Genomic DNA, 23,951 nt, shown 5'->3' with positions numbered 1-23,951 from the left:
TGCCCTGGGCCGAAGCGCCCGCTCCAGGAGGGTTCTTCTCGCGGTCAGGTGCTAGTATGGTGGTTTGTCTGTACAGATACATTCATCGTTTGGAGCAACATTGGCAAACATCAAGTCGCAGAAGAAGCGGGTCATCACCAACGAAAAGGCGCACCTGCGCAACAAGGAGGTCAAGAGCGCGATCAAGACCTCCGTGCGTTCCGTGCGCAAGGCCGTGGATGCCGGTGACAAGGAGGCCGCTCAGGCTGCCTACCAGGTGGCCGCCCGCCGTCTGGACAAGGCCGCCGGCAAGGGTGTAATCCACCGCAACCAGGCCGCCAACCGCAAGTCCGGTCTGGCCAACGCCGTCAACGCCCTCTGAAGCGCCCCACAAGGGCCGGTGATCCAGGCGCTTGGATCACCGGCCCTTTTTGACGCCCGGCTCCCCTTTTGAATTCTCGTTGGCATCCTCGTCGTCGTGCTGGATGGTGACGCTGATGTCCGACCGGCCGCGCATCAGATGCCGGATGGCCATGGTCAGCTGGGCATCGTTGAGCGGCAGCCGGGCCGAGCGCCGGTCCATTGCCCCAGGCACCAGGATGTCGAATTTTACCGAGATGATGCGCAGGACGACCACCAGGGCCACGATGGCCAGGTCCAGAGCCATGTCGACCCGGACCGGATATAGCCCATGCTGCCGGGCGCGCGCGGAGGCCAGGGTCAGCAAGCAGCCGATCAGGGAAGGCAGCGCGTACCAGTGCTGGTCCTGGATGACTGCAGGCACCTGGTTGAGAAGGATGTCTCGAAGGAGCCCCCCGACCAGGGCCGTGGCCATGCCCATGAAGATGGCTGTCATGCCGCCGGTTCCGCACATCAGTGCCTTGGCGGTCCCGTTGACGGCGAAGGATCCCAGCGCCATGGCATCGGTGACCAGCATGGACCAGGTCATCCTGCTGATCTCGGGATGGGCGACAGCCACCACCAGGCCTGATGCCAGGGTGACGATGACCGAGCCCTTGTCGGTGATGCCGCTGGGGGGCACCTGGCCCAGCAGGACATCACGGACCACTCCGCCGCCCAGAGCGCTGATCCATGAAACCAAAAGGATGGCGATGATGTCGTAACCCTTGCGGACGGCAGCCAGACCGCCTGAAAGCCCGCAGCTGAAGATGCCCAGGTACTCGATGACCATGAAGATGAGGTTCCCCTCCAAGGCCGTCTTCATCCCGCGCTTCTCCTCCCGGAATCGCCCCGCACTCAAGTCTGTCTATAGATTAGCCAACCCCACAGCTGAACAGGCCGATGATGTGCGCAAGGCCACAAAGATAACGGAAGGCGGCGCAGGGCAAAATGTCGCCCTGCGCCGCCTTCCTCTTAAGACCTGCCAGGCAGGCATGGGTTCAGCGTTCAGCAGACCTTCCACATCCAGTCGTGCGGATCCTCGATCTCACCCAGCTGGATGCCCAGGAGCTCGTTGCGCAAGTCCATGGTGACCTCGCCCGAGCCTCCGTCGGCCACCTGAACGTCGAAGTTCTCGGACTTGAAGCGCCCGATCGGGGTGATGATGGCAGCAGTCCCGCAGGCGAACACCTCGGTGACCTCGCCCGAGCGGATGTCATCCAGCAGGGTGTCCAGACGGATCATGGTTTCCGTCACGTCCCTGCCGTTGTCCTGTGCCAGAGCGATCAGGGAGTTGCGGGTGACGCCGGGCAGAATGGTTCCGGTCAGGCTGGGGGTCTCCAGGTGTCCGTCCTTGTGGACGGTGAACATGTTCATGCCGCCCAGCTCCTCCAGGTAGGTCTTGGTGGCCGCATCGACGAAGCAGACCTGCTCGCAGCCGTGCTCGGCACCGCGGTTCTCACCCAGCAGGGAGGCCGCATAGTTGCCGCCGCACTTGGCAAAACCTGTGCCGCCGGGGCCGGTGCGGAACCACTTGTCCTCCACCCAGATGCTGACCGGCTTGACACCGCCGGCGAAGTATGGTCCCGAGGGCGAGGCGATGACGCAATAGTCCACCGCATGCGGAGCGCGCACGCCCAGGAAGGGCTCGGAGGCGAACATATAGGGGCGCATATAGAGCGTGTACTCGCGCCGCTTGGGCACCCAGTCTGCGTCACGGCGGACCAGGGCCGCGACCGATCCTAGGAAGTCATTGGGCTCGAGCGGGGGCAGGGCCAGGCGCTTGGCTGAGTTGTAGAAGCGCTGGGCGTTGGCATCGGGCCGAAAGAGCCAGATAGAACCATCGTCGTGGTAGTAGGCCTTGAGCCCCTCGAAGGCCTCCTGGGCATAGTGAAGCACCGAGGCACCTGGATCAAGGCTCAGCGGCCCGTAGGGCTCAACCCTGCGATCCTTCCAGCCGTCATCCGAGGTCCATCCCATGTGGGCCATGTTGTCTGAGAAAAGCTGGCCGAAGGCGGGCTTGTCAATCAGCCGGGCACGTTCCTCGTCAGAGGCTGGATGATCGTTGGGAATGACCTGGAAAGCGTCCGCTAACTCATTGAGTGCCTTCGGGTCGTGATGTGATTGCTCTGCCATTATCTACCACTTCTTCTTGCTGCTGTATCTGGTTGCTCGGGTGCGATGCTTATGGCGATGCCCGGTACCCGAACTATCGCATAGGCAGACCCAAACCTGTCCGGCGCATTTCGCATAGTGACCGTCTCAGACAAAAAGGCCGCAGGATCGTGATGATCCCACGGCCTTATAGAACGGAACTCTGGGTTCACTCGCCCTGGGCGTCGGCCTCCGGAGCAGCTTCCGCATCGGCCTGTTCGGTCTCCTCGGAGGGGGTCTCCAGGCTCTCCTCCTTGGGGATCTCGACTGAGACGATGGAATCCTCCATATCGTCGATGACCAGCTCGGAGCCCTCGGGCAGCTTGACGTCCTTTGCCAGGATCTTGTCGCCCTCGGACAGGCCCTCCACGCTGATGTCGATGCGCTCGGGCAGGTTGGACACGTCAGCCCTGACCTGCAGGTTCTGGGTGTCGACCAGCGCCACGGCGGCGCCCTTGGTCTCGCCGCTGACGAAGACAGGCACCTCCACGGTGACCTTCTCGCCGGCGCGGACCTCGTAGAAGTCGATGTGCTCCACCTGGCGCTTGACCGGGTTGCGCTGCACGTCCTTGACCACGGCCGTCTTGGTCTGTCCGCCGAAGCTGATGGAGAAGAGGGCGTTGGCGCGACGCAGGGCCAGAGTGGTCTCGCGCATGGGCAGCTTGATGTAGTCGGGCTGGGCGCCGCCGGCGTAGATGGTGGCGGGAATCTGCTGGGCCACGCGCATGCGGCGTGCCGCTCCCTTGCCGAATTTGTCGCGGACTTCGCCATCGAGCTTAATTGTGTTAGCCATGCTGGCTTCCTTCCTTGAGTGGTTCCTCAAGACCGACCTAGGCCGGTCCTGGCGCATCGCCGCGTCGGATTCCGGACCGCCCATAAGGAAAGGCCGCCGATGATCCAGCCGAGTCGATAACGGAGGCCATGAATCCTCCCTCGCCAAAGCAACATATGTACTTTAGCACCCAGCCTGCCCTTTTCCAAGTAGGCGGCTATTCTGGACATATCCCGCGATTATTGAAGGAGACAACGTGTCGTTACTAGCATCGGCCAAATCTTTTATGGCACACCAAGTGGGTCATGGGGAGGGACCGACTGGCGAGGAGAATGGGGATCCGTCACAGGCCTCCCCCCGGGCCGCCGAGGAGTCACTCGCCCTGCCCAACACGCATTTCTGGTCGGCCGACTACGCCACCACCACGCGCATGGATCCAGCCTCGGGGCTGCTTTCGGCCACCACCGCCGGCATGGGACCGGTGCCAGACGACATGACTGTCTATGACATCTACGCCGACCGGGCCCGCCGCACCCCCGACCAGCCGGTTCTGCACTTCGTAGAGAACGGCAGCTGGACCTACCGGACCGGCCGTGAGATCCTGCATGACATCAGAACCACCGCCAAGGGCTTCTTGCACTATGGGCTGAAGAAGGGCGATGCCGTGGCCTTCATGTGCAGGACCAGCTACGAGTGGGACATCGTAGATGCCGCAGTCCTGTCCATCGGCGGGGTCATCGCCACCATCTACGACACCGATTCGGCCGAGCAGATTCGATTCATCGTCAACAACTCCGACGCCAGGCTGCTGGTGGTGCAGACCGCAGAGATGCGCGCCAAGGCCGAGGGGGCCGACAAGGACTGCCCTACCCTGGAGCGGATCGCCTGTCTGGAGTCCGGGGCCCTGCAGGAGCTGCAGGCCTACGGGGAGTCGGTCAGCGACACCGAGCTTGACGAGCGGATCAACTCCATCCACAAGACTGACCTCTGCTCCATCGTCTACACCTCGGGTTCCACGGCGGCGCCCAAGGGCGTGGAGATGACCCATGAGCATTACTGCCAACTGGCCAGAAACCTGAACGCCTTCATCCCCAATCTGACCCTTGACCCGGATGGATCCATCCTGCTTTTCCTGCCCCAGGCACACACCTTCGCTCGGGCCATCAGCTACGGGGTCGTCTACGGAACCATGCACGTGTACATATCCTCTGGACTGGCAACCCTGCTGTCCGACCTGCAGGAGTCCAAGCCTACAGTCATTATCGGCGTGCCCAGGGTTTTCGAGAAGGTCTACAACGCCGCCTCCCAGAAGGCCGGGCACGGTATCAAGGGCAGAATCTTTAACGGAGCTGCTCGGGCGGCACGCACCTATATGGAGGACATCTCTCGCCAAGGCTGGCCAACCAGGCGAAGCGCCCTGCGGAGAGCCCTCTACGACCCGCTGGTCTACTCTTCCCTACGCCAAGTCATGGGCGGACGGGCCAAGTGGATCGTCTCCGGAGGCGCTCCTCTGGACCCGGAGCTGCTGGGGTTCTTCCGCGGCTCCAATGTCCCGGTCTATGAGGGCTACGGCCTGACTGAGACCACTGCGCCCTGCGCCTTCAACCCTCTGGGCACCCCCTACCACAGGGGCTCGGTGGGCATCCCCTTCCCGGGATTCACCATCCGCATCGCATCGGACGGCGAGGTGCAGATCAAGGGCGTCTGCGTATTCCACAGCTACCACAAGAACGAGGAGGCCACCCGCGATTCCTTCACTGGGGACGGCTGGTACGCCACAGGCGACTTGGGGCGGCTCTCCCGAGACGGGTTCCTCTTCCTGACCGGGCGCAAGAAGGACCTGATCATCACGGCCGGAGGCAAGAACGTCTCCCCCAGGCCCATCGAGGAGGTCATCGAACGTTCCGAGATCGTCTCCCAGGCCCTGGTTCTGGGCGACAAGCGCCCCTTCATTTCTGCCCTGGTCACCCTGAACGAGTCCGCCCTGCGGCCCTGGCTGGCATCCAAGGGGCTGGATCGCAACATGTCCCTGCAGGAGGCGGCGCAGAACGCCGTGGTACGGGCCGAAGTCCAGGAGTATGTGGACCGGGCCAATGAGGGCGTCTCACGGGCCGAATCGGTGCGCAAATTCATCATTCTGCCCGAGGAGTTCACCCAGGACAACGGGCTGATGACACCATCCATGAAGGTGATCCGGCCCAAGGTCATCGAGCGCTATGCCGACCTGCTGAACACCCGGATGTACACGGCCAAGCGCACCCCGGCACCCCGCCGCTGAGCACGATCAGAACCCCAGGCGATCCAGCTGCCTGGGGTCGGTCTGCCAGTTGCGGGCCACCTTGACGTGCAGATCCAACCGGACCTTGCGACCCATGGTCCGGTTGACGGCGGTACGCAGCTTTTTCTTCACCCGCACCAGATGCTCGGCCCCACGCCCGATGACGATGGGCTTCTGGGAGTCGCGCTCTACATAAATGCCGATCTGAACTGTGTCGCGTCCGCCCTCCGGATCCGGTTCGATGGACTCCACACGGACGGCCAGGGAATGGGGTAGCTCGTCGTTGAGCTCTTCCAGGTAGGCTCCGCGAACCATCTCGGCGATCATATCTTCTGGACGCTCCTCGGTCAGCTGGTCGTCAGGGTAGAGCTGGGGGCCCTCGGGCATGGCATCAATCAAAACCTGTGCCACCTCGTCCACGTTGTCAGCCTCCATGGCACTGACCGGAACGATCTGAGAGAAGTCTGCAAAGGCGCCAATCTCCAGAAGCTTGTCCACCAGCTGGCTCTTGCCCAGTTGGTCGATCTTGGTCACTATGGCGATCAGGGGCTTGCGCCAGATCCACTTGCCGTCCTTGTCCTTGCGGGCGAAGTCGGACCGCAGCCGGCTGAGAATGCGACGGTCGCCAGGGCCTATGGCTTGGTCGGCAGGCAACAAAAAAGCAATGGCGTCCACGTCCGACAGGGAGGCCTCCACCACGTCGTTGAGCCGCTGGCCCAGCAGGGTGCGCGGACGGTGAATGCCCGGGGTATCCACCAAGACCACCTGGGCCTCAGGGCGGGTCATAATCCCTCTAATAGCCTTGCGGGTGGTCTCCGGCCGGGAGGAGGCGATGGCGATGGGCCTGCCTACCAGGGCGTTCATGAGCGTGGACTTGCCCACATTGGGTCGGCCTACTACTGCCACAAACCCCGATCGGTGGACCGGCGCCTTGGCATCACTGTGTTCTTCCTTGGTCATGAATTCTCCTGACTGCCCTGCCCGGGTTGATCCCCGTCGGCCTGTTGGTCTTCTTGCCCTACACCGTCCTCCAGGGCGATGCTGGATCCGTTGGCTGGCTCGACCACGATGGTGGCGATCTTCTTGCGGCGACCCACGGCTTCTCCTGCGGTCAGCCTGATTCCTCGGGTCACTGCCGATGAGCCTGAGACTGGCACGGAGCTCAGCAGCTTGGTCAGCAGGCCATAGACCGTATCCACATCGTCCTCGTCGATGGTGATCTCGTAGAGCTCCTCCAGGTCGGCAATGGGCGTGCGGACCGGCAACTGCCAGGTGTGTGGGCCGATCTGCTTGGGCTCATCGTGCTGGACCTGGTCATGCTCGTCCTCCAGCTCGCCCACGATCTGCTCGATGGCGTCCTCAATGGTGACCAGGCCGGCGATGCCCCCGTATTCGTCCACGACCACAGCCAGGTGGTGGCGGGAGCGCTGCATGTAGTGGAAGAGGTCGTCCACCGGCTTGGATTCAGGCACCAGGACGGGCCGACGGATGATGGAGGCGATCGATCTGTCGCCCTTACGGCTAAAGGCCAGGGCGCGGACCACATCCTTCAAGTAGACGATGCCGACCAGGTCATCCACGTCGTCGCCAATGGCGGGAATGCGGGAGAATCCCGACCGGGAGAAGAGCTTCAGGGCCGAATCCAAAGTGGCATCCTTGGAGATGCAGATCATATCGGTGCGAGGAACCATGATCTCCCGGGTAAGCGTAGTCGACAGGGTCAGCACGTTCTTCAGCATCTCGGAGATCTCCGGATCGAAGGCGCCGGCCTCCACCAGCTGGTCGACCATGGCACGGCCCTGTTCGATCTGGATCTTCTCCAGTTCCTCGTCGTCGGAAAGGTCGCCACGATGGTTTTTGCGGGAACGGGCCTCAGCCTGCCGCCGATGCTTGAAAGGCGTCAGAAGAACGGCCAGCCCGACCAGACGCACGTGCTTGAGCAGCGTTTCCATAGGCTGGCGGGAGCGGCCATGCGGACCCAGGGTGACGGAGACGGCGGCCACCAGGATGGCCATGACCACTCCACACAGCAGCTGCTCCCAGAGGGACAGGCCGCCAAGAGCAGCCATGCTGGCCACCAGGACGCCGACCATGATGTCGCAGATGATGCGGAAAAAGGCACAGGCGCTTCCGGTCACCTGCCGTTGGGAGATCAGACTGTGGGCCCGATGAATACGGTCGATTCGCTTCATCCTAGAGAACTGGCTGAGTTCCTGATCGGTCTGCAATCCCAAGATCAAATTGTTGAGACTGGATCGGGTCACCCGGTTGAGTGCACCCTGGGCCTCGGCAAGCGCCAGGGAGAGCACGACCAGGGCGATTACGGCCAAAGCCATGATCACCAGGGCGGCGATGGTCCGCTCACTCATGGGATTTGCCTCCCTGATGGGCTTCGCGGCCGTACCGCTCATAGATCTCCAGAGCATTGGTGGCCCCGGCCGGCAGCGCGGCATCCGTGATGGGCCCCTGGCGCAGGGCCAAAAAGGTCAACAGGAGTTGGCGCTGCAATCCAAACATCTGCGCCTCCTGCTCCCTGCTGACGTGGTCATACCCCAGCAGATGCAGGGTACCGTGGATGGCCAGCAACAGCATCTCCTCCATGGTGGAATGGCCGGCTGCCAAGGCCTGCTGCGCCGCCACCCAGGGGCAGATGACGATATCGCCCAGGATTCCCTCCTGCCGATGGTTTTCATCGCCGGGGCGCAGCTCGTCCATGGGAAAGCTCATGACATCGGTAGGACCGTCCAGGTTCATCCAGCGCTCATGCAGCACCGCCATGGGCTCGGGATCGTTGAAGATGATGGTCATGTCGGACTGGGTGCTCACCCGCATCTGGTCCAGTACCCACACCCCCAAGTCGGAGAAGGTCTTGGCATCGATCAGCCATTGGGTCTCGTTGGTCACTTCTACGCTCATGCCTGCTCCCGTCCCCGGTTGCTGGCTTGATTGGCACGGTCGTAGGCCCGGACAATCTGCCCAACCAGTCGGTTGCGCACAACATCGGCCGCCTGCAGGTGTACGAAGGCAATATCGTTGATGCCGTGCAGCACCTGTTCTATAGTGGCCAAACCAGATGCGGGCCCGCCCAGATCCACCTGGGTGACGTCGCCGGTAATGACCATCTTGGTGTTGAATCCAAGACGGGTCAAGAACATCTTCATCTGCCTGCGGGTGGTGTTTTGCGCTTCGTCCAGGATCACAAAGGCATCGTTCAGGGTACGCCCGCGCATGTAGGCCAACGGGGCAACCTCAATGGTCTCATCAGCCAGAAGCCGATGGAGCCGCGAGGTGCCCAGCATGTCAGCCAGGGCATCGTAGAGGGGCCGCAGATAGGGGTCTACCTTCTCATTGAGGGTGCCAGGCAGGAAGCCCAGGCTCTCCCCCGCCTCCACGGCAGGCCTGGTCAGAATGATACGCCCGATGCGCCCGGCCCGGAATTCCTGCACAGCCTTGGCCACCGCCAGATAGGTCTTACCGGTGCCGGCCGGGCCGATGCCGAAAGTGATGGTATGCGTTTCAATGGCGGCCACGTAAGCAGACTGGCCAGCAGTCTTGGGCCTGATCGGACCCTTGGAGGCCTGGGTCAGAGGGCGGCGACGAACTGCAGCGGGGGCCGCCTGGCGGAGTTGGCTGATGCCTTCCAGTGTGTTGTCCCCCTCGGACTCTGCAATGGCTGTCTCCTGATAATTGCGGTCTGTAATGTTAATTGTCCGCCCTTCTGGAGGGGAGTAATCGGCTGCGTCGGCCGTCCCCAAGCGGCGATGGTCCAGTATTCGCCCCACCTGATCGGCATCCACTGGGACCTGGTCGGCTGTCTGCATGAGTTCGGTCAGCAGATCCCGTATTTGAGCCGCCTGAACGTCCCCCTGCCGGTCCTGAGCCTGCAGCATGATCTGGTTGCCACGAACCAGGATGGACACTGCCGGGAAGGCGCGCTCAATCCTGTCGATGACTGCATCCTCCGGCCCCAGCACCTGAACCGGGTCGATCCCCTCCGGAATCTCCAGGGTTCGCGTAGTTACCGCCACGGATTCCCTTCCTGCACGATGACGATGGTGAACACGGGCATCACTCGGGCAACACCTGTCCGGTCAGGACGTGTGCGTGGACATGGAAGACTGATTGGCCGGCATCCTCCCCCGTGTTGAAAATCAGCCGGTAGGCTCCATGATAGTCCTGATCGGCGATCTGCTGCGCCACCTGGACGATGTGGGCCAGAGTGTCAGGATCAGCCTTGGCCAGGTCGGCCACCGACGCATAGTGGTGACGCGGGACGATCAGGACATGGACGGCGGCCTTGGGGTTGGCATCCTTGAAAGCGTAGACGGTCTCATCCTCATAGACCTTTTCGCTGGGGACTTCCCCTGCCACGATTCTGCAGAAAATGCAGTCCTCCTGTCGATCGTCATCGCTCATGACCACTCCTTGCTTCCTTACTGTTTGCCGAAATTGCTGTTTTTGGTGTTTTCGCTGTTTTCCATCTTATTGTCGAGGATGTATATTGCGTGCGACTTCATGCGCTGGGCTCAGGGGCCTCTGACTTCCAGCGACCCAGCATGTCCGCCAGCAGGGTCAGGGCCACAGGTCCAGCCAGGGCAGCCCGGAGGATATTGTCCCCCAACCGGACTGCCAGGGCCCCCTCCCTTATCATGGTCTGGACCTCCTGATCGGCAATTCCGCCTTCAGGACCCACAACCACGGCGACCGACGAGCTCTCTGGCAGCTTGTCTACGCGTTTGCGGACCGCATCCCAACCAAGGTCGGCGTCCTGGTGCAGCACCAGGACCAGACCTCCCTCATCGGTCGCCTTCCGACACCAGGCGCCCAGACCACGGCTGTCCACCTTGCCCAGCAGCCGAGGACGGTAGGCCCTCCGGCTCTGCTCAGTGGCTGCTTCCAAGACGGCCTGCCAGTGCCGGTCGTTGCGGCCTGGCCTCCATTTGGCTATGGACCGATCAGCCTGCCAGGGCATCACTTTATCCACGCCGATCTGGGTGGCCATATCTATGGCTTGCTCGTCCCTGCCGCCCTTAGCCAGGGCCTGGACCAGAATCAGTTCTTTCTCGGGAGGCGCCTGCCGGCCCACAGCGGTGACCTCCACCAGGCCGGTTGAGGCATCTCTGACCAGGGCGCTGATGCGCAGTCCGCTCCCGTCTGATAGATCCAGCTGGTCCCCGTTCCTCAGCCTCATGGAACCCAAGGCATGGCGACAAACGTGCTCGGGCAGAGTCAGACGCCAGCCAGCATGGAGCTCATCGCTGGCCAGTGGGGAATCATCGTGATCGGGATCCAGCAGGAAGAGGGGTGCAGTCATGGTGTTAGGCTACAGCCCGCCGCCGAAAAAGCACTCTCCATGACGACACGCTCCCCCAATCGCTCAGTGCGTGATTCCGCCCAAGATGCTATGATTATTTCCGTTGCAATTACGCACCTGTCCGGGTGGCGGAATGGTAGACGCGCTAGCTTGAGGTGCTAGTGCCTATATATATACAGGCGTACGGGTTCAACTCCCGTTCCGGACACTCGATTCCAGGTCGTTGGAGACTACAGGGATCTCCATCCTGCTCACATATTCATCGAAGTCATTGGACTCGTATTCGCCGATGAGGCAGAACTCCAAGGGATCTCCGTCCACACGGTAGCCCATGGTCTTTAGATCTTCGAGCATCTTGCCATGGATTTGTCTGCAGCGAGCAAAACTGCCCACAAAGGTGCAGGAGGCATAGGTGCCGGCTGGCAGATCATAATCACCGCTAAACCCTGGATCGGGGCAGTAGAGCAGGATGGCCTTGGGCGGGAACCAGCCCTTGACCGGACGTGAAGCATCCACTTGATAACAGGTCAGCGTATTGAGGATCTGCAGCGTCTCGTGGTGCAGTGCCGTGTAGTGGGCGAATGCGAAGGGTATCCTGTCGTAGCCGATCATGTGGTCCGCCACCAGGGCGCAGTGACGCAAGGGACGGTGGACGATTACGGTCCGTGCCGGGGATATGGAAGTCATGGCATGCGTATACTTCTGCAGGCTGCTCAAGAGGCCACGCTTGATGGAGGCCAAATACCGCATCTGGCTGTCAACACGTTCCACCTCCTCGTCAATCAGCGAGAGGGTGGCATCGAAGGTGCGATTTTTCAAGTAATGTCCTATGCGGTCCAGGCTGAAATCCAGCTTCCGAAGGGCCTGTATGACGTTGAGCCGAGCAAAGTCGTTCGGCCCATAAAGTCGATAACCGTTGACCGGATTGCGTCGGGGCACCACCAGCCCGATCTGCTCGTAGTAATACAGGGTCTCAGTGGTGATGTCGTACAAGCGTGCCGTCTGACGGATGGTGTAGCCCTCCTCGATCAGGCTCTCTGTGTCATCTACCTCGGCTTCCATGGCTGCCTCCTGCACGGGTCTGGTCCGACCCTAGGGTTTTCCATACTCCCCTCCCCTGCATCTTTATGGACGTAATCCATCGTATCAGCCTGAAATCCTCGTTCTGTCAGTGTTTTGCCCCCTATATGAATCTTCAGACCCAAAGCTGCACACTGCCCTTCCACCCGATTTGACCTTCGGCTGACACCAGGCCATAGGGTGACATTTATCCAAGGTCGACGGGGACACAGCCGCCGACCGATCATTACCTCCTGGAAAGGAAAATCATGCCAACTGTCACCACAGAATTTGGCACCTACCATGGCATCACCACCTCTCAGGGGACTGTCGCCTACCTGGGCATCCCCTACGCCAAACCTCCCGTGGGCGCACGCCGCTGGAAGGCCCCGGAGCATCTGGATCCCGAGCACCGCGACTACGACTGCACTCACTTCGGGGATTCCGCCCTGCAAAAATACGACCCAGTCATGTATGCCTCACGCCGCCAGCAGAGCGAGGACTGCCTGACCCTGAACGTCTGGGTCGGCCATGAGGGCGCCCAAAGGCTGCCCGTCATGGTCTTCATCCACGGCGGCGCATACGTGGAGGGCGGTTCGTCCGACCCTATGTACGACGGAAGCAACTTCACCAAGCGCAACGATGTCGTCTATGTCACCATCAACTACCGGGTCAACCTCTTCGGGTACATGAACCTGGCCGGATTGCCTGGAGGCGACGAATACCGACAGTCAGGCTATCTGGGACTCATGGACCAGGTCGCCGCCCTGCAGTGGATTCAGGAGAACATCGCCGCTTTCGGCGGAGATCCTGACCGGGTCACCCTCTTTGGCGAATCATGCGGTTCAGGCTCCACTATGCTGCTGACCGTCGCTCCAGCTGCCAAGGGGCTCTTTCAAAGAGCCATCGGCGAATCCGGCCCCATCCAGCTCTACAACACCCCGGACTCCACGGCTCCCTACGCACGCGAGTTCATGGAGATGATGGGTTGCAAGACTGCCCAGGAGCTGGCGACCCTGCCTGTCGGCGACATCATGATGAAGTTCACCGGAGAGTTCTTTACCAAGCACATCCATGAGATCTCGCTGATCTTCGCTCCCACCACCGATGGCGACTACCTTCCGGCCAAGCCCCTACAGGCATTCAAGGACGGTGCCGCAAAGGACGTAGAGATCATGCTGGGCTGCAACGCCGACGAGTTTGCCTACTGGAAGCTCTACTTCAAGGACTTTGGCAACGAAATGCCTGACTTCTGGCACCACCAGGCTATCTTCCACTTTGATGGCAAGTTGGACTCCGAACACTACGAGAAGCTCTGGGAGCAGGCCCACCCAGGAGAAGATCCCGCCGAGCGCTACTTGGAGTACGCCAACCAGATCGGCTTCAGGGTTGGCACCAACCTCATGTGCGAGTACCAGTCCAAGTACAGCACCGTCTACCAGTACCTGTTCACCTACGCCTCCAAGATCCCCGGAATGGGATCATGCCATGCCATTGAACTGCCCTTCGTGCTGCATAACACCCAACGGCCTGACCTGCCCGAGACCTTGACCGGCGAGGTGCCGCCCATGCATCTGTCGGACGAGATGAACGACGCCTGGTGCTCCTTCGCCGCCACCGGCCATCCTGTCAGCGGCGTAGGCGATGCCTGGAAGCCCTACAGCATCGACCATCCAGACACCATGGTCATCGACGAAAACGGCTGGAACCTGCGCCGGGACGTCAACAAGGAGAACATCGATCTGCTCCGTCCGGCATTCGAGGAGTGCCTGTTGGATGGAGACCGTCACTAAGCTGCCTGTTCCACGTAAACCGTGGAGGGAGAGAACATGAACACTCGAAAATCATCCAATTACCGCTGGGTCATCGCGGCCGTGGTCTGCCTGATCGGCATCCTGTCCAACTACATGCAGTACCAGATATCCGCTCTGGCGGTCTACCTGATGCCCATGCTGCACATCGACCAAGCCGGATTCTCGACGCTGCTGCTCATGCCCATGCTGACTGCAGTATTTCTCAGCATCCCCATGGGCACCATCGGTGACCGTGTTGGCCCCAAGAAGGTAGTCCTGACCGGTCTGGCCATAGCCGTGGTCGGCGCCTACATCAGGACCTTCGGCCTCAACTTCCCGCTGCAGATGCTCTCAATGTTCCTGCTGGGGGCCGGCATTGCGGCTTTGAACGCCAATCTGGTCAAGATCTTCAGCGTCTGGTTCGGCGATCAGACGCAGATTGCCATGGGATTCTTCTATGGATCGGCCGGCATCGGGGTCATTCTGGCCCAAATGGTTGCTCCCCGGTTCTCGGTGCGCAACTCCTATCTGAGCGCAGCTATCATCCTGACGGTGGCAAGCCTGCTCTGGATCTTTCTGATTCGTGACGCTCCTGAAGGAGTGCATCTGCCACCAGCCACCGATTCTCCGCTCAAGTACTTTAACGTCGCAGCACGGAGTCGCAATGTCTGGCTGATCGCCCTCTGCTACGGCTGCTCCATGGCTGCATCTACCGCCTTCGCGGGATTCATTCCCCAAACGCTGATCAACAACAACGGCTTCAACAAGACATCAGCCGGTCTTGTCGCCTCAGCAGCGGCCCTGGGCTCCATCGCAGGATCCATCGTCGGGCCCATGATCAGCTCTCGTCTTGGCAAGTGGAAGGGTTACCTCTTCGCCACCATTCTAGTGGGTACGGCGCTCATGGTCTACTTCTGGGCAGTGGTGCTGATGCTGAAGAAGGCCCCTGTTGTGGGTTTGCTCTGCTGCATCATGTTCATTTCAGGCGCCTTTGGTGCCATAAACGGCCCCATCGTCCAGGCCATGCCCTTCGCCCTGCCTGAGATTCGCGGCAAGTATGCCGGAAGCGCCGGTGGTCTGGTCAGCACTGTTGGTCTTCTCTGCGCCTTCCTGTTGCCTATCATCATCTCCTCGATCAGCAAGGGCAACTACGTGCTCAACCTGGGGCTGGAAAGCATGATCTTCCTGCTCTCCGATGTCTTCGTCCTGCTGCTGCCGGAGCTTGGCCCTCAGGGCGACATCGCAAAGCGCATTGCTGCCGCCGATAGTCAGGCTGCACAAGAGAGGCAGTGATAGCTTACCTGAGCTGAATTTCAACTGCCTTAGGCGGCGCGACCGGATGTTTTCGGTTGCGCCGCCTATGCTGTTCTCAGGACCGGGAAAAGGAGCTGCAGGCGTGCTCAAGATGAGAATCGACTCCATAGACGATGAAAGAATCGAGGCATACACCAGGCTGACAGAGCCGCAGCTGCGCAATCGTCTGGAGCCTGCCAAGGGCCTGTTCATCGCCGAGTCCCCCAAGGTCATCGCCCGCGCCCTGGATGCCGGGGTTGAGCCTATCTCCTTCCTGGTGGAAGAGACCTGGCTGGAGGGGATGCATTCCATGTTCGACCAGGTGGACGCTGCCTTCGGGCCCAACGTTCCCGTCTACGTAGCCAGCCCCGCACAGCTCAAGACCATCACCGGCTACCGGTTGCATCGGGGCGCGCTGGCGGCCATGAGACGCTGGCCGCTGCCCACAGTCGAGCATATCTGCCGCTCGGCAAGACGGGTGGCCGTCATGGAGAACATTGTTGATCACACCAACATCGGCGCCCTGATGCGTTCTGCGGCGGCCCTGCAGGTAGATGCGGTCCTGGTCACCCCCTCCTGCTCTGATCCCCTTTACCGAAGGGCCGCGAGAGTCTCCATGGGCACGGTCTTTCAGGTTCCCTGGACAAGGATTGGTGGCGACGACGTCCACGCCTGGCCCGACCAGGGCATGCGCCAATTGCACGATTTGGGCTTCACCACTGCAGCCATGGCCCTGAACCGGGATGCCATCAGCCTGGATGATCTGGCCGAGCGTCTAAGACCCGGGCCCGATCAAATCGATCGTCTGGCCCTGATATTCGGTACAGAAGGCGACGGGCTCAGCCACAGGACCATCGCCCGGGCGGACCTGACCGTGCGCATCCCCATGAGCCACGACGTGGACAGTCTGAACGTGGCTGCATCAAGCGCCGTAGCCTTCTACGCAACCAGACCCCAGCAGGCATGCTAGCCGAGCCTTGCCAGCTGACTAAGACAACCAACCAACTGAGCCCTCTGCTGCGTAGCGAATTCCTGCTGCCCTGAGTCTCTTCACTGCATGGCTGCGTACTTAATACCGGACAATCTTTGGCGTCAGGCGATACTTGTCAGCAGTTAAGGTTCGAGCATCAGGCAACCAGGGAATGCCGGGCGGACATGGCGCAATCAGCTCTGCTGGGAGACGGCTTGCGAATCCTCATGGATGTAGTCGTCCGGGTCGATAGTTCCCCGCCAGCGGCCGATGGCCTTGAGACCGTGATACATGGCCAGAGTAGCCACAGAGCCAATAGCGATGCCGTTGAAGCTGACTCCAGCCACTGCGAAGGTGAAGTCTGCGATGCCCACGATCATGACGACGGCGCCCACGGTCATGTTGACGGATTTGCCGAAGTCCACCTTGTTCTCAACCCATATGCGGATGCCCAGCATGCCGATCATGCCGTAGAGCATGGTGGTGACCCCGCCCAGAACGCCGGTGGGAATGGTGTTGATGACGGCACCGAACTTGGGACAGAGGGAGAGCAGGAAGGCGAAGATGGCGGCGCACCAGTAGGCGGCTGTGGAATAGACCTTGGTGGCAGCCATGACGCCGATGTTCTCTGCGTAGGTGGTGGTGCCCGAGCCTCCTCCCAGCCCGGCCAGCGTAGTGCCCAGACCGTCGGCCATAAGGGCGGTTCCGATCTGATCGTCATAATCGCGCCCGGTCATCAGGGCCACAGACTTGACATGACCGATGTTCTCGGCCACCAGGACCAGCACCACAGGGATGAACATGGCCAAGACTGAAGGGTCGGCCTGAGGAGTGTGGAAGTGAGGCAGACCGAACCAGGCGGCCTTTTCCACAGCTGCGAAGTCGACCTGGCCCTGGGCGACCGCAAAGATGTAGCCGACGATGACGCCCAGAAGAATATTGAGACGGCCGATCAAGCCCTTGAAGAGCACGGCTATCAGCATGACGGCCACCAGGGTGACCAGGGCGGTCAGCGGGGCCGATTTGAAATTCTTCCAGGCCGAGGGGGCCAGATTGAAGCCGATGATGGCCACGATGGCGCCGTTGACCACCGGGGGCATGATCATATCGATCCATCGCGAGCCTGCGAAGTGGACAATCAGGCCAATCAGGAAGAGCAAGGCGCCGGTGACCATGATCCCGAAGGAGGCCACAGCAAGACCCTTGTGGGCGGTGGTCACTGCCAGGACCGGGGCGATGAAACCGAAAGAGCTGCCCAGGTAGGAGGGCAGACGGTTACGGTTGATAAGAAGGAAGAGGGCCGTAGACATGGCCGTGAAGAAGAGGGTAGTGGAGGGGTCGAATCCGGTCAGAATAGGGACTAGGAAAGTGGAACCGAACATGGCGATGACGTGCTGGGCACCGATCCCGGCCGTACGTGGCCATGTGAGTCGCTCATCCGGTTCTACTACCTCGCCCGGAGCCAATGTTTTCCCGTCGCCATGCAGTTTCCAGCCCATGGTCAATGCCATTTCACTGTGCTTTCTCTCATGCGCCGTGCCGGTCACGGCGGACCGGAATCATCAGTATATTCGCATGGAAGGACCTGAAACGACCTACCTGGCAGATGGCCTCACTGATAGGTGGGCATGTTCTCGAAGTTGAAGCCGATGGCGGCCAGCTGCTCACGACCCTCAGGCGTGATCATGTCCAGGGTCCAACGCGGCGACCAGGTCCAGTCAATGCGGAACTCCTCGACCAGGCCCGCCAGGACACTGGCGCACTGGTCCTCAATCAGGTCTGTCAGCGGGCAGGCTGGCGTGGTCAGGGTCATGGTGATGATGGCCCTTCCCAGTTCGTCGATTTCTATGCCATAGACCAGACCTAGGTCGACCACATCAATACCCAGCTCGGGATCGATGACCTGGTGCAGGGCCTCCCTGACATCCTCGGCGGTGGCCCGGCCGATGTCGTCGACGGCCTTGAGAGGGATGGCCTCCTCAACGGCGGCCTGAGCATCAGCGGCATTCTGGTCAACTGTTTTCTCGCTATTGGTGACCTGCTCGCTAGCCGAAGTTTGGTCATTCGAGCCTTGGTCCGCTGACTCACCCTCGGGGGAGACTTCAGGGGCAGTCTGGTCGGCGCGCTGATCGCCGGCCTTGGCCAAATCAGACTCCTTGTTCGCCTGACCATCGACCTGACGCATGGAACCTCCCTCGGCCGACTTCAGAACCGTTTCTGCGCCCAGGGGATTGCCAGCCAAGGCCTGTGCCGTGCCTGGATCGCTGATGGCCCTGCCCACCGAGGCCAGGATGGAGTCCTGGGGTTCGGGCACCAGATTCGTGTTGCCGCTCATGCCTGCTCCTCCTTCACAGCTTTGTCGCCCACCCGCCCAGCTGACAGGGCCTGGGCCACCGAGGCCTTCATACCCTCCCAGCCCAGGAGGGCGCACTTGATTCGCATGGGATACTTGGACACGCCCTGGAAGACCATGGCATCGCCAAGGGCATCTTGCGCCTTCTCATCCTCGATGCCAGCTCCGCGCGATTCCATAAGCTTGCGGAAGTCAGCAGCCAGGTCCATGGCATGGTCAACGGTCTGCCCCTGGACCAGATCCACCATGATGGACAGGCTGGCCTGGCTGATGGAGCAGCCTGAACCTTGCCAGACGATTCGCTGGATGAGGTCGGGGCCGCCCTGCTCGCCAGGCGCCACCTCCACATGAATGGTTGCCTGATCCCCGCATGTGGGATTGAACTGATGGGACTCGGCAGCCAGGCAGGCCTCGTGCTCCACCCTGATGGTCACGCCGTCGCCGTCAGAGTCTTCTCCCCCATCAGCCTGATCCCCTACACGCCCGTGAGGATCCCTTGCCGCGTCCAGGATCACCTCCTGGTACATCTGCTCCAGATCCTCGTCATCCATCCCGAAATCTGCCATGTCCTTAAACCTACCAGCATGTCTTAGCCAAAACCGTCGATGCGCTGCCGGTGAAGACCCTCACGCCACCCGGAAGAACCTGCGGACTCCGGAAACGGCATCCAGCAGGGCATCCGTGTCGGCCACAGTATTGTAAACACCGGTCGAGGCCCGGTTGGAGGCCATCAGACCGAAGTGTCGATGGACCGGCTGAGCGCAATGGTGTCCTACGCGGATGGCAATACCGCGCGAATCCACATACTGGCCCACGTCGTGGGGATGGACCCCCTGCACGTCGAAGGCGACCGTGCCGATCCGGTCCTCTGGAGTGGTCCGCCCTAGGATACGTACCCCATCCAACTCCCCCACCCTCAACAGACCAATGGCGATGGCCTTCTCGTGTTCAGCCACGTTCTCCATGCCCAGATCCATCAGCCAATCGGCAGCTACGCCAGCGCCAATCATCTGTGCAACCGGCTGGGTGCCAGCCTCAAACCGGGCTGGCGGATCCATATAGCTGGCTGGACGGTCCAGATAGGCCAGCTCCACCATGGATCCGCCGAATGACGCCGGTGGTAAGGCCTCAAGCAGCTCTCGGCGGCCATAGAGGAAGCCCACGCCGGTGGGGCCATACATCTTATGCGCACTCCAAGCAGCGAAGTCCACGTCCATGGCGTGCAGATCGATAGGCAGATGAGGCACCGACTGGCATACGTCCAGCACCACCAGGGCGCCCACCTGATGGGCACGGCGGACAATGGGCTTGATGTCAGTAATGGCGCCGGTCACATTGCTGACGTGGGTGACGGCGACCACCTTGGTCCGCTCGGTAATGACCTGGTCGGCGGTATCGGCCAGAACACGGCCATCCGGGTCCAGATCGAAACTCTTGAGGACTGCCCCAGTCCGGTAGCAGAGCTCCTGGAAGGGCAGGAGAACCGAGTGATGCTCGGCCTTGCTGACCACGACCTCATCCCCGGGCTTCAGGGCGAATCTACGTGCCGCCTTGCCTCCACGACCCAGGCTGGCATTGCCGAAGGCGGTGGCCAGCAGGTTCAGAGCAGCCGTGGCCCCGGCGGTGACGACAATCTCCTCGCCGCCCTCCTGGCCTTCTGCGCCGACCAAGGCGGCCACGCGTGAGCGTGCATGCTCGAAGGCCATGGTACTGCGGGCAGCCAGTTCGTGGGCGCCCCGGTGCACCCCGGCATTGTCCTTCAGGTAGAAGTCCCGAACGGCATCGATGACCGCCAGGGGCTTCTGGGCAGTGGCAGCCGAGTCCAGATAAACCAAGGGGTGGCCATGCACCTGCTGGTCCAGAATCGGAAACTGCTGCCGAATGCTGTCATCAATGACCATTGCGGACCTCTTCTCTTATCCTCAGGCCAGGGCCGATTCGGAGTCGGCACCCTCTGGCAGGTACTGGTCGTACCCGGTCTCCTCCAGGGTGTCGGCCAGCTCGGGACCGCCGGTCTTCACAAAGCGACCGTCGGCGAAAACGTGGACGATGTCAGGCTGGATATACTTGAGAATCCTGGTGTAATGGGTGACCATGAGCACGCCCATGCCGGTTTTCCCTTTGGCCCTGTTGACCCCTTCGGAGACGATGCGCAGAGCGTCCACGTCAAGCCCGGAGTCGGTTTCGTCCAGGATGGCGAACTTAGGTTTGAGGAGCTCCAGCTGCAGGACCTCGGCCCGCTTCTTCTCGCCGCCGGAGAAGCCTTCGTTTACCGAGCGCCGGGCGAACTTGGGATCCATGCGCAGCCGCTTCATGGCATCATTCAGATCCTTGGTCCACTGGCGGATGGCCGGGGCCTTGCCGTCGACCTCGGTCTTGGCAGTACGCAGGAAGTTGGTCATGGACACGCCAGGCACCTCTACCGGGTACTGCATGGCCAGGAAGAGCCCTGCCTTGGCCCGCTCGTCCGGGGTCATCTTGAGCAGATCCTGCCCATCCAGCAGGGCCTGGCCCGAATCCACCTCATACTTGGGATGGCCGGCCAATGTATAGGCCAGGGTGGACTTGCCCGACCCGTTGGGCCCCATGATGGCGTGGGTTTCACCGGAGTGGACGGTCAGCGTGGCCCCCTTGAGGATCTGCTTGCGACCCTCCTTGGTCTCCACTGAGACGTGCAGATCCTTGATTTCCAATGTGGACATGTCAGTTCTCCTCCAAAACGTGCTGCATCTCTTGATCCTCGCCGGCCGCCAGCCTGCGGTCGATGACCCCCATCAGGTGCCCGGAGACGCTGGGGACGTCAATCTCCTCCACCAGTTCTCCGAAGAAGCCTCGAACCACCAGCTTGCGGGCCTCCTGCTCGGGGATGCCGCGGGACTGCAGGTAGAAGAGCTCCTCGTCGTCGAAGCGCCCAACCGAACTGGCATGGCCTGCCCCGATGATGTCGCCGTTCTCGATCTCCAGGTTGGGCTCGGAATCCGCGATGGCCCCAGGGGTCAACACCAGATTCCGGTTGAGCTCGTAGGAGTCGGTTCCAGGCGCGGTGGGCTGAATGAGCGCATTACCCACCCAGGTGGTGTGCGCGCCGATTCCATCCAGGGCCCCCTTGTAGACCACGCGGGACTTGCAGTTGGGATGGTTGTGCACCACCATGGTCCTGTGCTCCATGTGCTGACCGGGGTCGACGAAGTAGATACCCAACATGTTCAGGTCGCCCTGCTCGCCGCCGAAGTCCTGGTCCATGCGCAGCCGCACGACATCGCCGCCCAGGCTGACTACAGAGTGACGCAGGGAGGCCTCGGCTCCCAGGTGAATGCGATGGTTGCCTACATGCTTGCTGCCCTTGTCCCACTCCTGGATGAAGGTGGTCGACATCTGCGATTTGTCACCGATGTCGATTTCAACGCCCTCAGCCAGACGTGCCTGGCCCTGGTGCTCGACCACCAGATCGGCCTTGGTGCCCGCCTCTGCCTTGATGACCAAGTGGAAGGCATCCAACTCGGGGCCGCCGCCATTGACACGGACCAGCACGGGCTGATCCAAGGTGCCTCTGAGGTTGACCACAGTCGCCTGCTTGCCGCTCGCCCACTCCACGGCTGCCGCTCGGTCGCTGGGCTTGAGGACAGTGCCGCAGGGAGCCTGAGCCATGGGAATCTGGCTGAAGCTGACCTGATCTGCGGGAGGGACGGACCCGTCGATCATGGTGACCGAGACCCTGGTCAGACCGCTGGGCTTGAAGACAGCGAAGAACTCCTCCATTCGGTCGATGGGGGTGAACCGCCAGTCATCCTGCTTGCGGGTGGGCATGGGGAAGTCGTCAGGATTGAAGGAGCGGGGCTCCTTGTCGGCGCTGGACGGCATGGTTGCCGGGAAAGCGTATGGGTCCTTGGGATCCGCATGCGGAATGGTTATTTCGCTCTTCTGTGACATCAGCCTACCGAACCCTCCATCTGCAATTCGACCAAGCGGTTGAGCTCCAACGCGTACTCCATGGGCAGCTGCCGGGAGATAGGCTCCACAAACCCCCGCACGATCATGCCCATGGCTTCCTTCTCCTCCAGACCGCGGCTCATCAGGTAGAAGAGCTGGTCCTCGGAGACCTTGGAGACGGTGGCCTCGTGGGCCATGGACACGTCGTCCTCGCGAACGTCCACGTGCGGGTAGGTGTCCGACCGGGAGTAGTCGTCCACCAGCAGGGCGTCGCAGACCACCGAAGAAGAGGACTTCTCGGCACCCTTGATGATCTTGACCAGGCCCCGGTATGCGGCCCTTCCCCCGTTGCGGGAGATGGACTTGGAGACAATGGTTGAGGAGGTGTGGGGTGCCAGGTGAATCATCTTGGCGCCCGTGTCCTGGTATTGTCCCTTGCCGGCGAAGCCCAGGGAGAGGGTCTCGGCCTTGGCGTAGGGCTCGGCAAGGATGCAGGCCGGGTACTTCATGGTCGCCTTGGACCCGATGTTGCCGTCCACCCACTCCATGGTGCCGCCCTCGCGTACATAGGCACGCTGGGTGACCAGGTTGTAGACGTTGTTGGACCAGTTCTGGACCGTCGTGTAGCGCACACGGGCGTGAGGCTCGACCACGATTTCCACATTGGCCGCATGCAGGGAGTCGGTGGAGTAGATGGGGGCCGTGCAGCCCTCCACGTAATGGACGTAGGAACCCTCGTCGGCGATGATCAGCGTGCGCTCGAATTGGCCCATGTTGGGCGTGTTGATCCGGAAGTAGGCCTGCAGGGGGATGTCCACATGTACTCCCTTGGGCACGTAGACGAAGGAGCCACCCGACCAGGCCGCCGTGTTCAAGGCGGCGAACTTGTTGTCGTCCGGGGGAATGACCGTGGCAAAGTACTTGCGGAAGAGGTCCGGGTACTCTTTCAGGGCCGTATCCGTATCCAGGAAGATAACCCCCTGTTTGCGCAGGTCGTCACGGATGGAATTGTAGATGACCTCGGACTCGTACTGGGCGGCTACACCGGAGACCAGCCGCTTCTTCTCGGCCTCGGGGATGCCCAGCCGGTCGTAAGTAGTGCGGATGTCGTCGGGCAGTTCCTTCCAATCCTTGGCCTGCTCCTTCAAGGGCTTGACGTAGTACTTGAAGTCGTCGGCATCGAACCCGCTTAAATCCACGCCCCACTTGGGCATGGGCTTGTCCATGAAAGCCCGATAGCCCTCGAGTCGCATCTGCAGCATCCAGTCAGGCTCGCCCTTGTCGGCCGAGATGGCCCGGACCACGTCCTCGTCGATGCCCTTGTGAGCGTTGCGACCGGCATCATCGGAGTCGTGCCAGCCATAGGTGTAGTCGCCGAACTCGGAGATGATCTGGTCGTCTTTTTTGATTTTTTCTTCATTGACGCGGGAGCGGTCGGCCACATATTGGCTCATTTCCACATCCCGCGATGTGTCTGTCCGCTGCGAGGTGCTGTCCACGAGCTGAGACCTCCTAACACACGCACGGCCACCATATGCGGCCGATCACACCTTTACAGGATAACCGTGGCACTGGTGAACCGCCAGACCCGGGCTTACGCTCTCTAAGGAATCCGACCCTTCCTTTCGGCGAAAGCGCCGATATGGACAATCGCCCG

Annotated in this window: 22 protein-coding genes and 1 tRNA gene; 6 read left to right on the top strand and 17 right to left on the bottom strand. The window is 61.3% G+C overall.

Annotated elements, in window-relative coordinates:
• The first annotated feature begins 100 nt into the window (after positions 1-100).
• On the top strand, positions 101-361 hold the full coding sequence (gene rpsT, locus J3T93_RS03470) for a 30S ribosomal protein S20 (protein WP_015021872.1): 261 nt from the start codon (positions 101-103) through the stop codon (positions 359-361).
• Between the two features lie 36 nt (positions 362-397).
• Here the strand turns inward: rpsT and J3T93_RS03465 are convergent, their stop codons facing one another.
• From J3T93_RS03465 to J3T93_RS03455, 3 genes are all read right to left on the bottom strand, one after another.
• Positions 398-1,204 (bottom strand): trimeric intracellular cation channel family protein, encoded by an 807-nt coding sequence (locus J3T93_RS03465; RefSeq protein WP_267430507.1) that lies wholly within the window; start codon positions 1,202-1,204, stop codon positions 398-400.
• 182 nt (positions 1,205-1,386) lie between these two features.
• Positions 1,387-2,514: a branched-chain amino acid aminotransferase gene (locus J3T93_RS03460; protein ID WP_220235880.1), complete on the bottom strand. Its 1,128-nt coding sequence runs from the start codon at positions 2,512-2,514 to the stop codon at positions 1,387-1,389.
• A 187-nt stretch (positions 2,515-2,701) separates the two neighbouring features.
• Entirely contained in the window at positions 2,702-3,325 is a 624-nt protein-coding gene (locus J3T93_RS03455) for a 50S ribosomal protein L25/general stress protein Ctc (protein WP_267399895.1), read from the bottom strand.
• A gap of 265 nt (positions 3,326-3,590) precedes the next feature.
• On the opposite strand from J3T93_RS03455, the gene J3T93_RS03450 reads away from it, so the two are divergent.
• Complete coding sequence (locus J3T93_RS03450; RefSeq protein WP_267430506.1) at positions 3,591-5,582, top strand: AMP-dependent synthetase/ligase; 1,992 nt, start codon at positions 3,591-3,593, stop codon at positions 5,580-5,582.
• A gap of 6 nt (positions 5,583-5,588) precedes the next feature.
• Here the strand turns inward: J3T93_RS03450 and era are convergent, their stop codons facing one another.
• The 6 genes from era to J3T93_RS03420 all read right to left on the bottom strand — a co-directional run bounded on the left by era (position 5,589) and on the right by J3T93_RS03420 (position 10,896).
• Positions 5,589-6,542: a GTPase Era gene (era, locus tag J3T93_RS03445; RefSeq protein ID WP_220235883.1), complete on the bottom strand. Its 954-nt coding sequence runs from the start codon at positions 6,540-6,542 to the stop codon at positions 5,589-5,591.
• Entirely contained in the window at positions 6,539-7,951 is a 1,413-nt protein-coding gene (locus tag J3T93_RS03440) for a hemolysin family protein (RefSeq protein ID WP_267430505.1), read from the bottom strand. Before J3T93_RS03440 ends, era begins: the two co-directional genes overlap by 4 nt.
• The gene (gene ybeY, locus J3T93_RS03435; RefSeq protein WP_267399891.1) at positions 7,944-8,498 is read right to left on the bottom strand and encodes an rRNA maturation RNase YbeY; all 555 of its coding nucleotides are present in this window, start codon (positions 8,496-8,498) and stop codon (positions 7,944-7,946) included. The genes J3T93_RS03440 and ybeY overlap by 8 nt, the downstream gene beginning before the upstream one ends.
• Entirely contained in the window at positions 8,495-9,610 is a 1,116-nt protein-coding gene (locus tag J3T93_RS03430; protein ID WP_267430504.1) for a PhoH family protein, read from the bottom strand. Before J3T93_RS03430 ends, ybeY begins: the two co-directional genes overlap by 4 nt.
• Positions 9,611-9,650: 40 nt before the next feature.
• The gene (locus J3T93_RS03425) at positions 9,651-9,998 is read right to left on the bottom strand and encodes a histidine triad nucleotide-binding protein (protein WP_267399889.1); all 348 of its coding nucleotides are present in this window, start codon (positions 9,996-9,998) and stop codon (positions 9,651-9,653) included.
• A gap of 97 nt (positions 9,999-10,095) precedes the next feature.
• Positions 10,096-10,896 (bottom strand): 16S rRNA (uracil(1498)-N(3))-methyltransferase, encoded by an 801-nt coding sequence (locus J3T93_RS03420; RefSeq protein ID WP_267399887.1) that lies wholly within the window; start codon positions 10,894-10,896, stop codon positions 10,096-10,098.
• Between the two features lie 119 nt (positions 10,897-11,015).
• Here J3T93_RS03420 and J3T93_RS03415 point away from each other — a divergent pair.
• A tRNA-Leu gene (locus J3T93_RS03415) sits at positions 11,016-11,104 on the top strand.
• Here J3T93_RS03415 and J3T93_RS03410 read toward each other — a convergent pair.
• Complete coding sequence (locus tag J3T93_RS03410; protein ID WP_267399886.1) at positions 11,086-11,958, bottom strand: MerR family transcriptional regulator; 873 nt, start codon at positions 11,956-11,958, stop codon at positions 11,086-11,088. The two genes, J3T93_RS03415 and J3T93_RS03410, sit on opposite strands and share 19 nt — an antisense overlap.
• Before the next feature lie 266 nt (positions 11,959-12,224).
• On the opposite strand from J3T93_RS03410, the gene J3T93_RS03405 reads away from it, so the two are divergent.
• The 3 genes from J3T93_RS03405 to J3T93_RS03395 all read left to right on the top strand — a co-directional run bounded on the left by J3T93_RS03405 (position 12,225) and on the right by J3T93_RS03395 (position 16,011).
• A complete protein-coding gene (locus tag J3T93_RS03405; protein WP_267430502.1) occupies positions 12,225-13,748 on the top strand; it encodes a carboxylesterase/lipase family protein in 1,524 nt (507 codons plus the stop codon).
• A 36-nt stretch (positions 13,749-13,784) separates the two neighbouring features.
• Entirely contained in the window at positions 13,785-15,041 is a 1,257-nt protein-coding gene (locus J3T93_RS03400) for an MFS transporter (RefSeq protein ID WP_267399883.1), read from the top strand.
• A gap of 112 nt (positions 15,042-15,153) precedes the next feature.
• The gene (locus tag J3T93_RS03395) at positions 15,154-16,011 is read left to right on the top strand and encodes a TrmH family RNA methyltransferase (RefSeq protein ID WP_416378824.1); all 858 of its coding nucleotides are present in this window, start codon (positions 15,154-15,156) and stop codon (positions 16,009-16,011) included.
• A 194-nt stretch (positions 16,012-16,205) separates the two neighbouring features.
• On the opposite strand, the gene J3T93_RS03390 is transcribed toward J3T93_RS03395, so the two are convergent.
• From J3T93_RS03390 to sufB, 7 genes are all read right to left on the bottom strand, one after another.
• On the bottom strand, positions 16,206-17,522 hold the full coding sequence (locus J3T93_RS03390) for a uracil-xanthine permease family protein (protein ID WP_267399881.1): 1,317 nt from the start codon (positions 17,520-17,522) through the stop codon (positions 16,206-16,208).
• Between the two features lie 101 nt (positions 17,523-17,623).
• Positions 17,624-18,346 (bottom strand): metal-sulfur cluster assembly factor, encoded by a 723-nt coding sequence (locus J3T93_RS03385; RefSeq protein WP_267430500.1) that lies wholly within the window; start codon positions 18,344-18,346, stop codon positions 17,624-17,626.
• On the bottom strand, positions 18,343-18,930 hold the full coding sequence (gene sufU / locus J3T93_RS03380) for a Fe-S cluster assembly sulfur transfer protein SufU (protein ID WP_267399880.1): 588 nt from the start codon (positions 18,928-18,930) through the stop codon (positions 18,343-18,345). The genes J3T93_RS03385 and sufU overlap by 4 nt, the downstream gene beginning before the upstream one ends.
• 60 nt (positions 18,931-18,990) lie before the next feature.
• On the bottom strand, positions 18,991-20,265 hold the full coding sequence (locus tag J3T93_RS03375; protein WP_267430499.1) for a SufS family cysteine desulfurase: 1,275 nt from the start codon (positions 20,263-20,265) through the stop codon (positions 18,991-18,993).
• A 21-nt stretch (positions 20,266-20,286) separates the two neighbouring features.
• The gene (gene sufC, locus J3T93_RS03370) at positions 20,287-21,066 is read right to left on the bottom strand and encodes a Fe-S cluster assembly ATPase SufC (RefSeq protein WP_220235897.1); all 780 of its coding nucleotides are present in this window, start codon (positions 21,064-21,066) and stop codon (positions 20,287-20,289) included.
• 1 nt (position 21,067) lies between these two features.
• The gene (gene sufD, locus J3T93_RS03365; RefSeq protein ID WP_267399878.1) at positions 21,068-22,294 is read right to left on the bottom strand and encodes a Fe-S cluster assembly protein SufD; all 1,227 of its coding nucleotides are present in this window, start codon (positions 22,292-22,294) and stop codon (positions 21,068-21,070) included.
• Positions 22,294-23,748: a Fe-S cluster assembly protein SufB gene (gene sufB / locus J3T93_RS03360; RefSeq protein WP_267400251.1), complete on the bottom strand. Its 1,455-nt coding sequence runs from the start codon at positions 23,746-23,748 to the stop codon at positions 22,294-22,296. The genes sufD and sufB overlap by 1 nt, the downstream gene beginning before the upstream one ends.
• Positions 23,749-23,951 lie beyond the last annotated feature (203 nt).

Source organism: Bifidobacterium sp. B4111, from assembly GCF_026537235.1.
Classification (GTDB): domain Bacteria; phylum Actinomycetota; class Actinomycetes; order Actinomycetales; family Bifidobacteriaceae; genus Bombiscardovia.
Note: the sequence above shows the minus strand (reverse complement) of the source record. Positions and strands in the feature narration are given on the sequence as shown.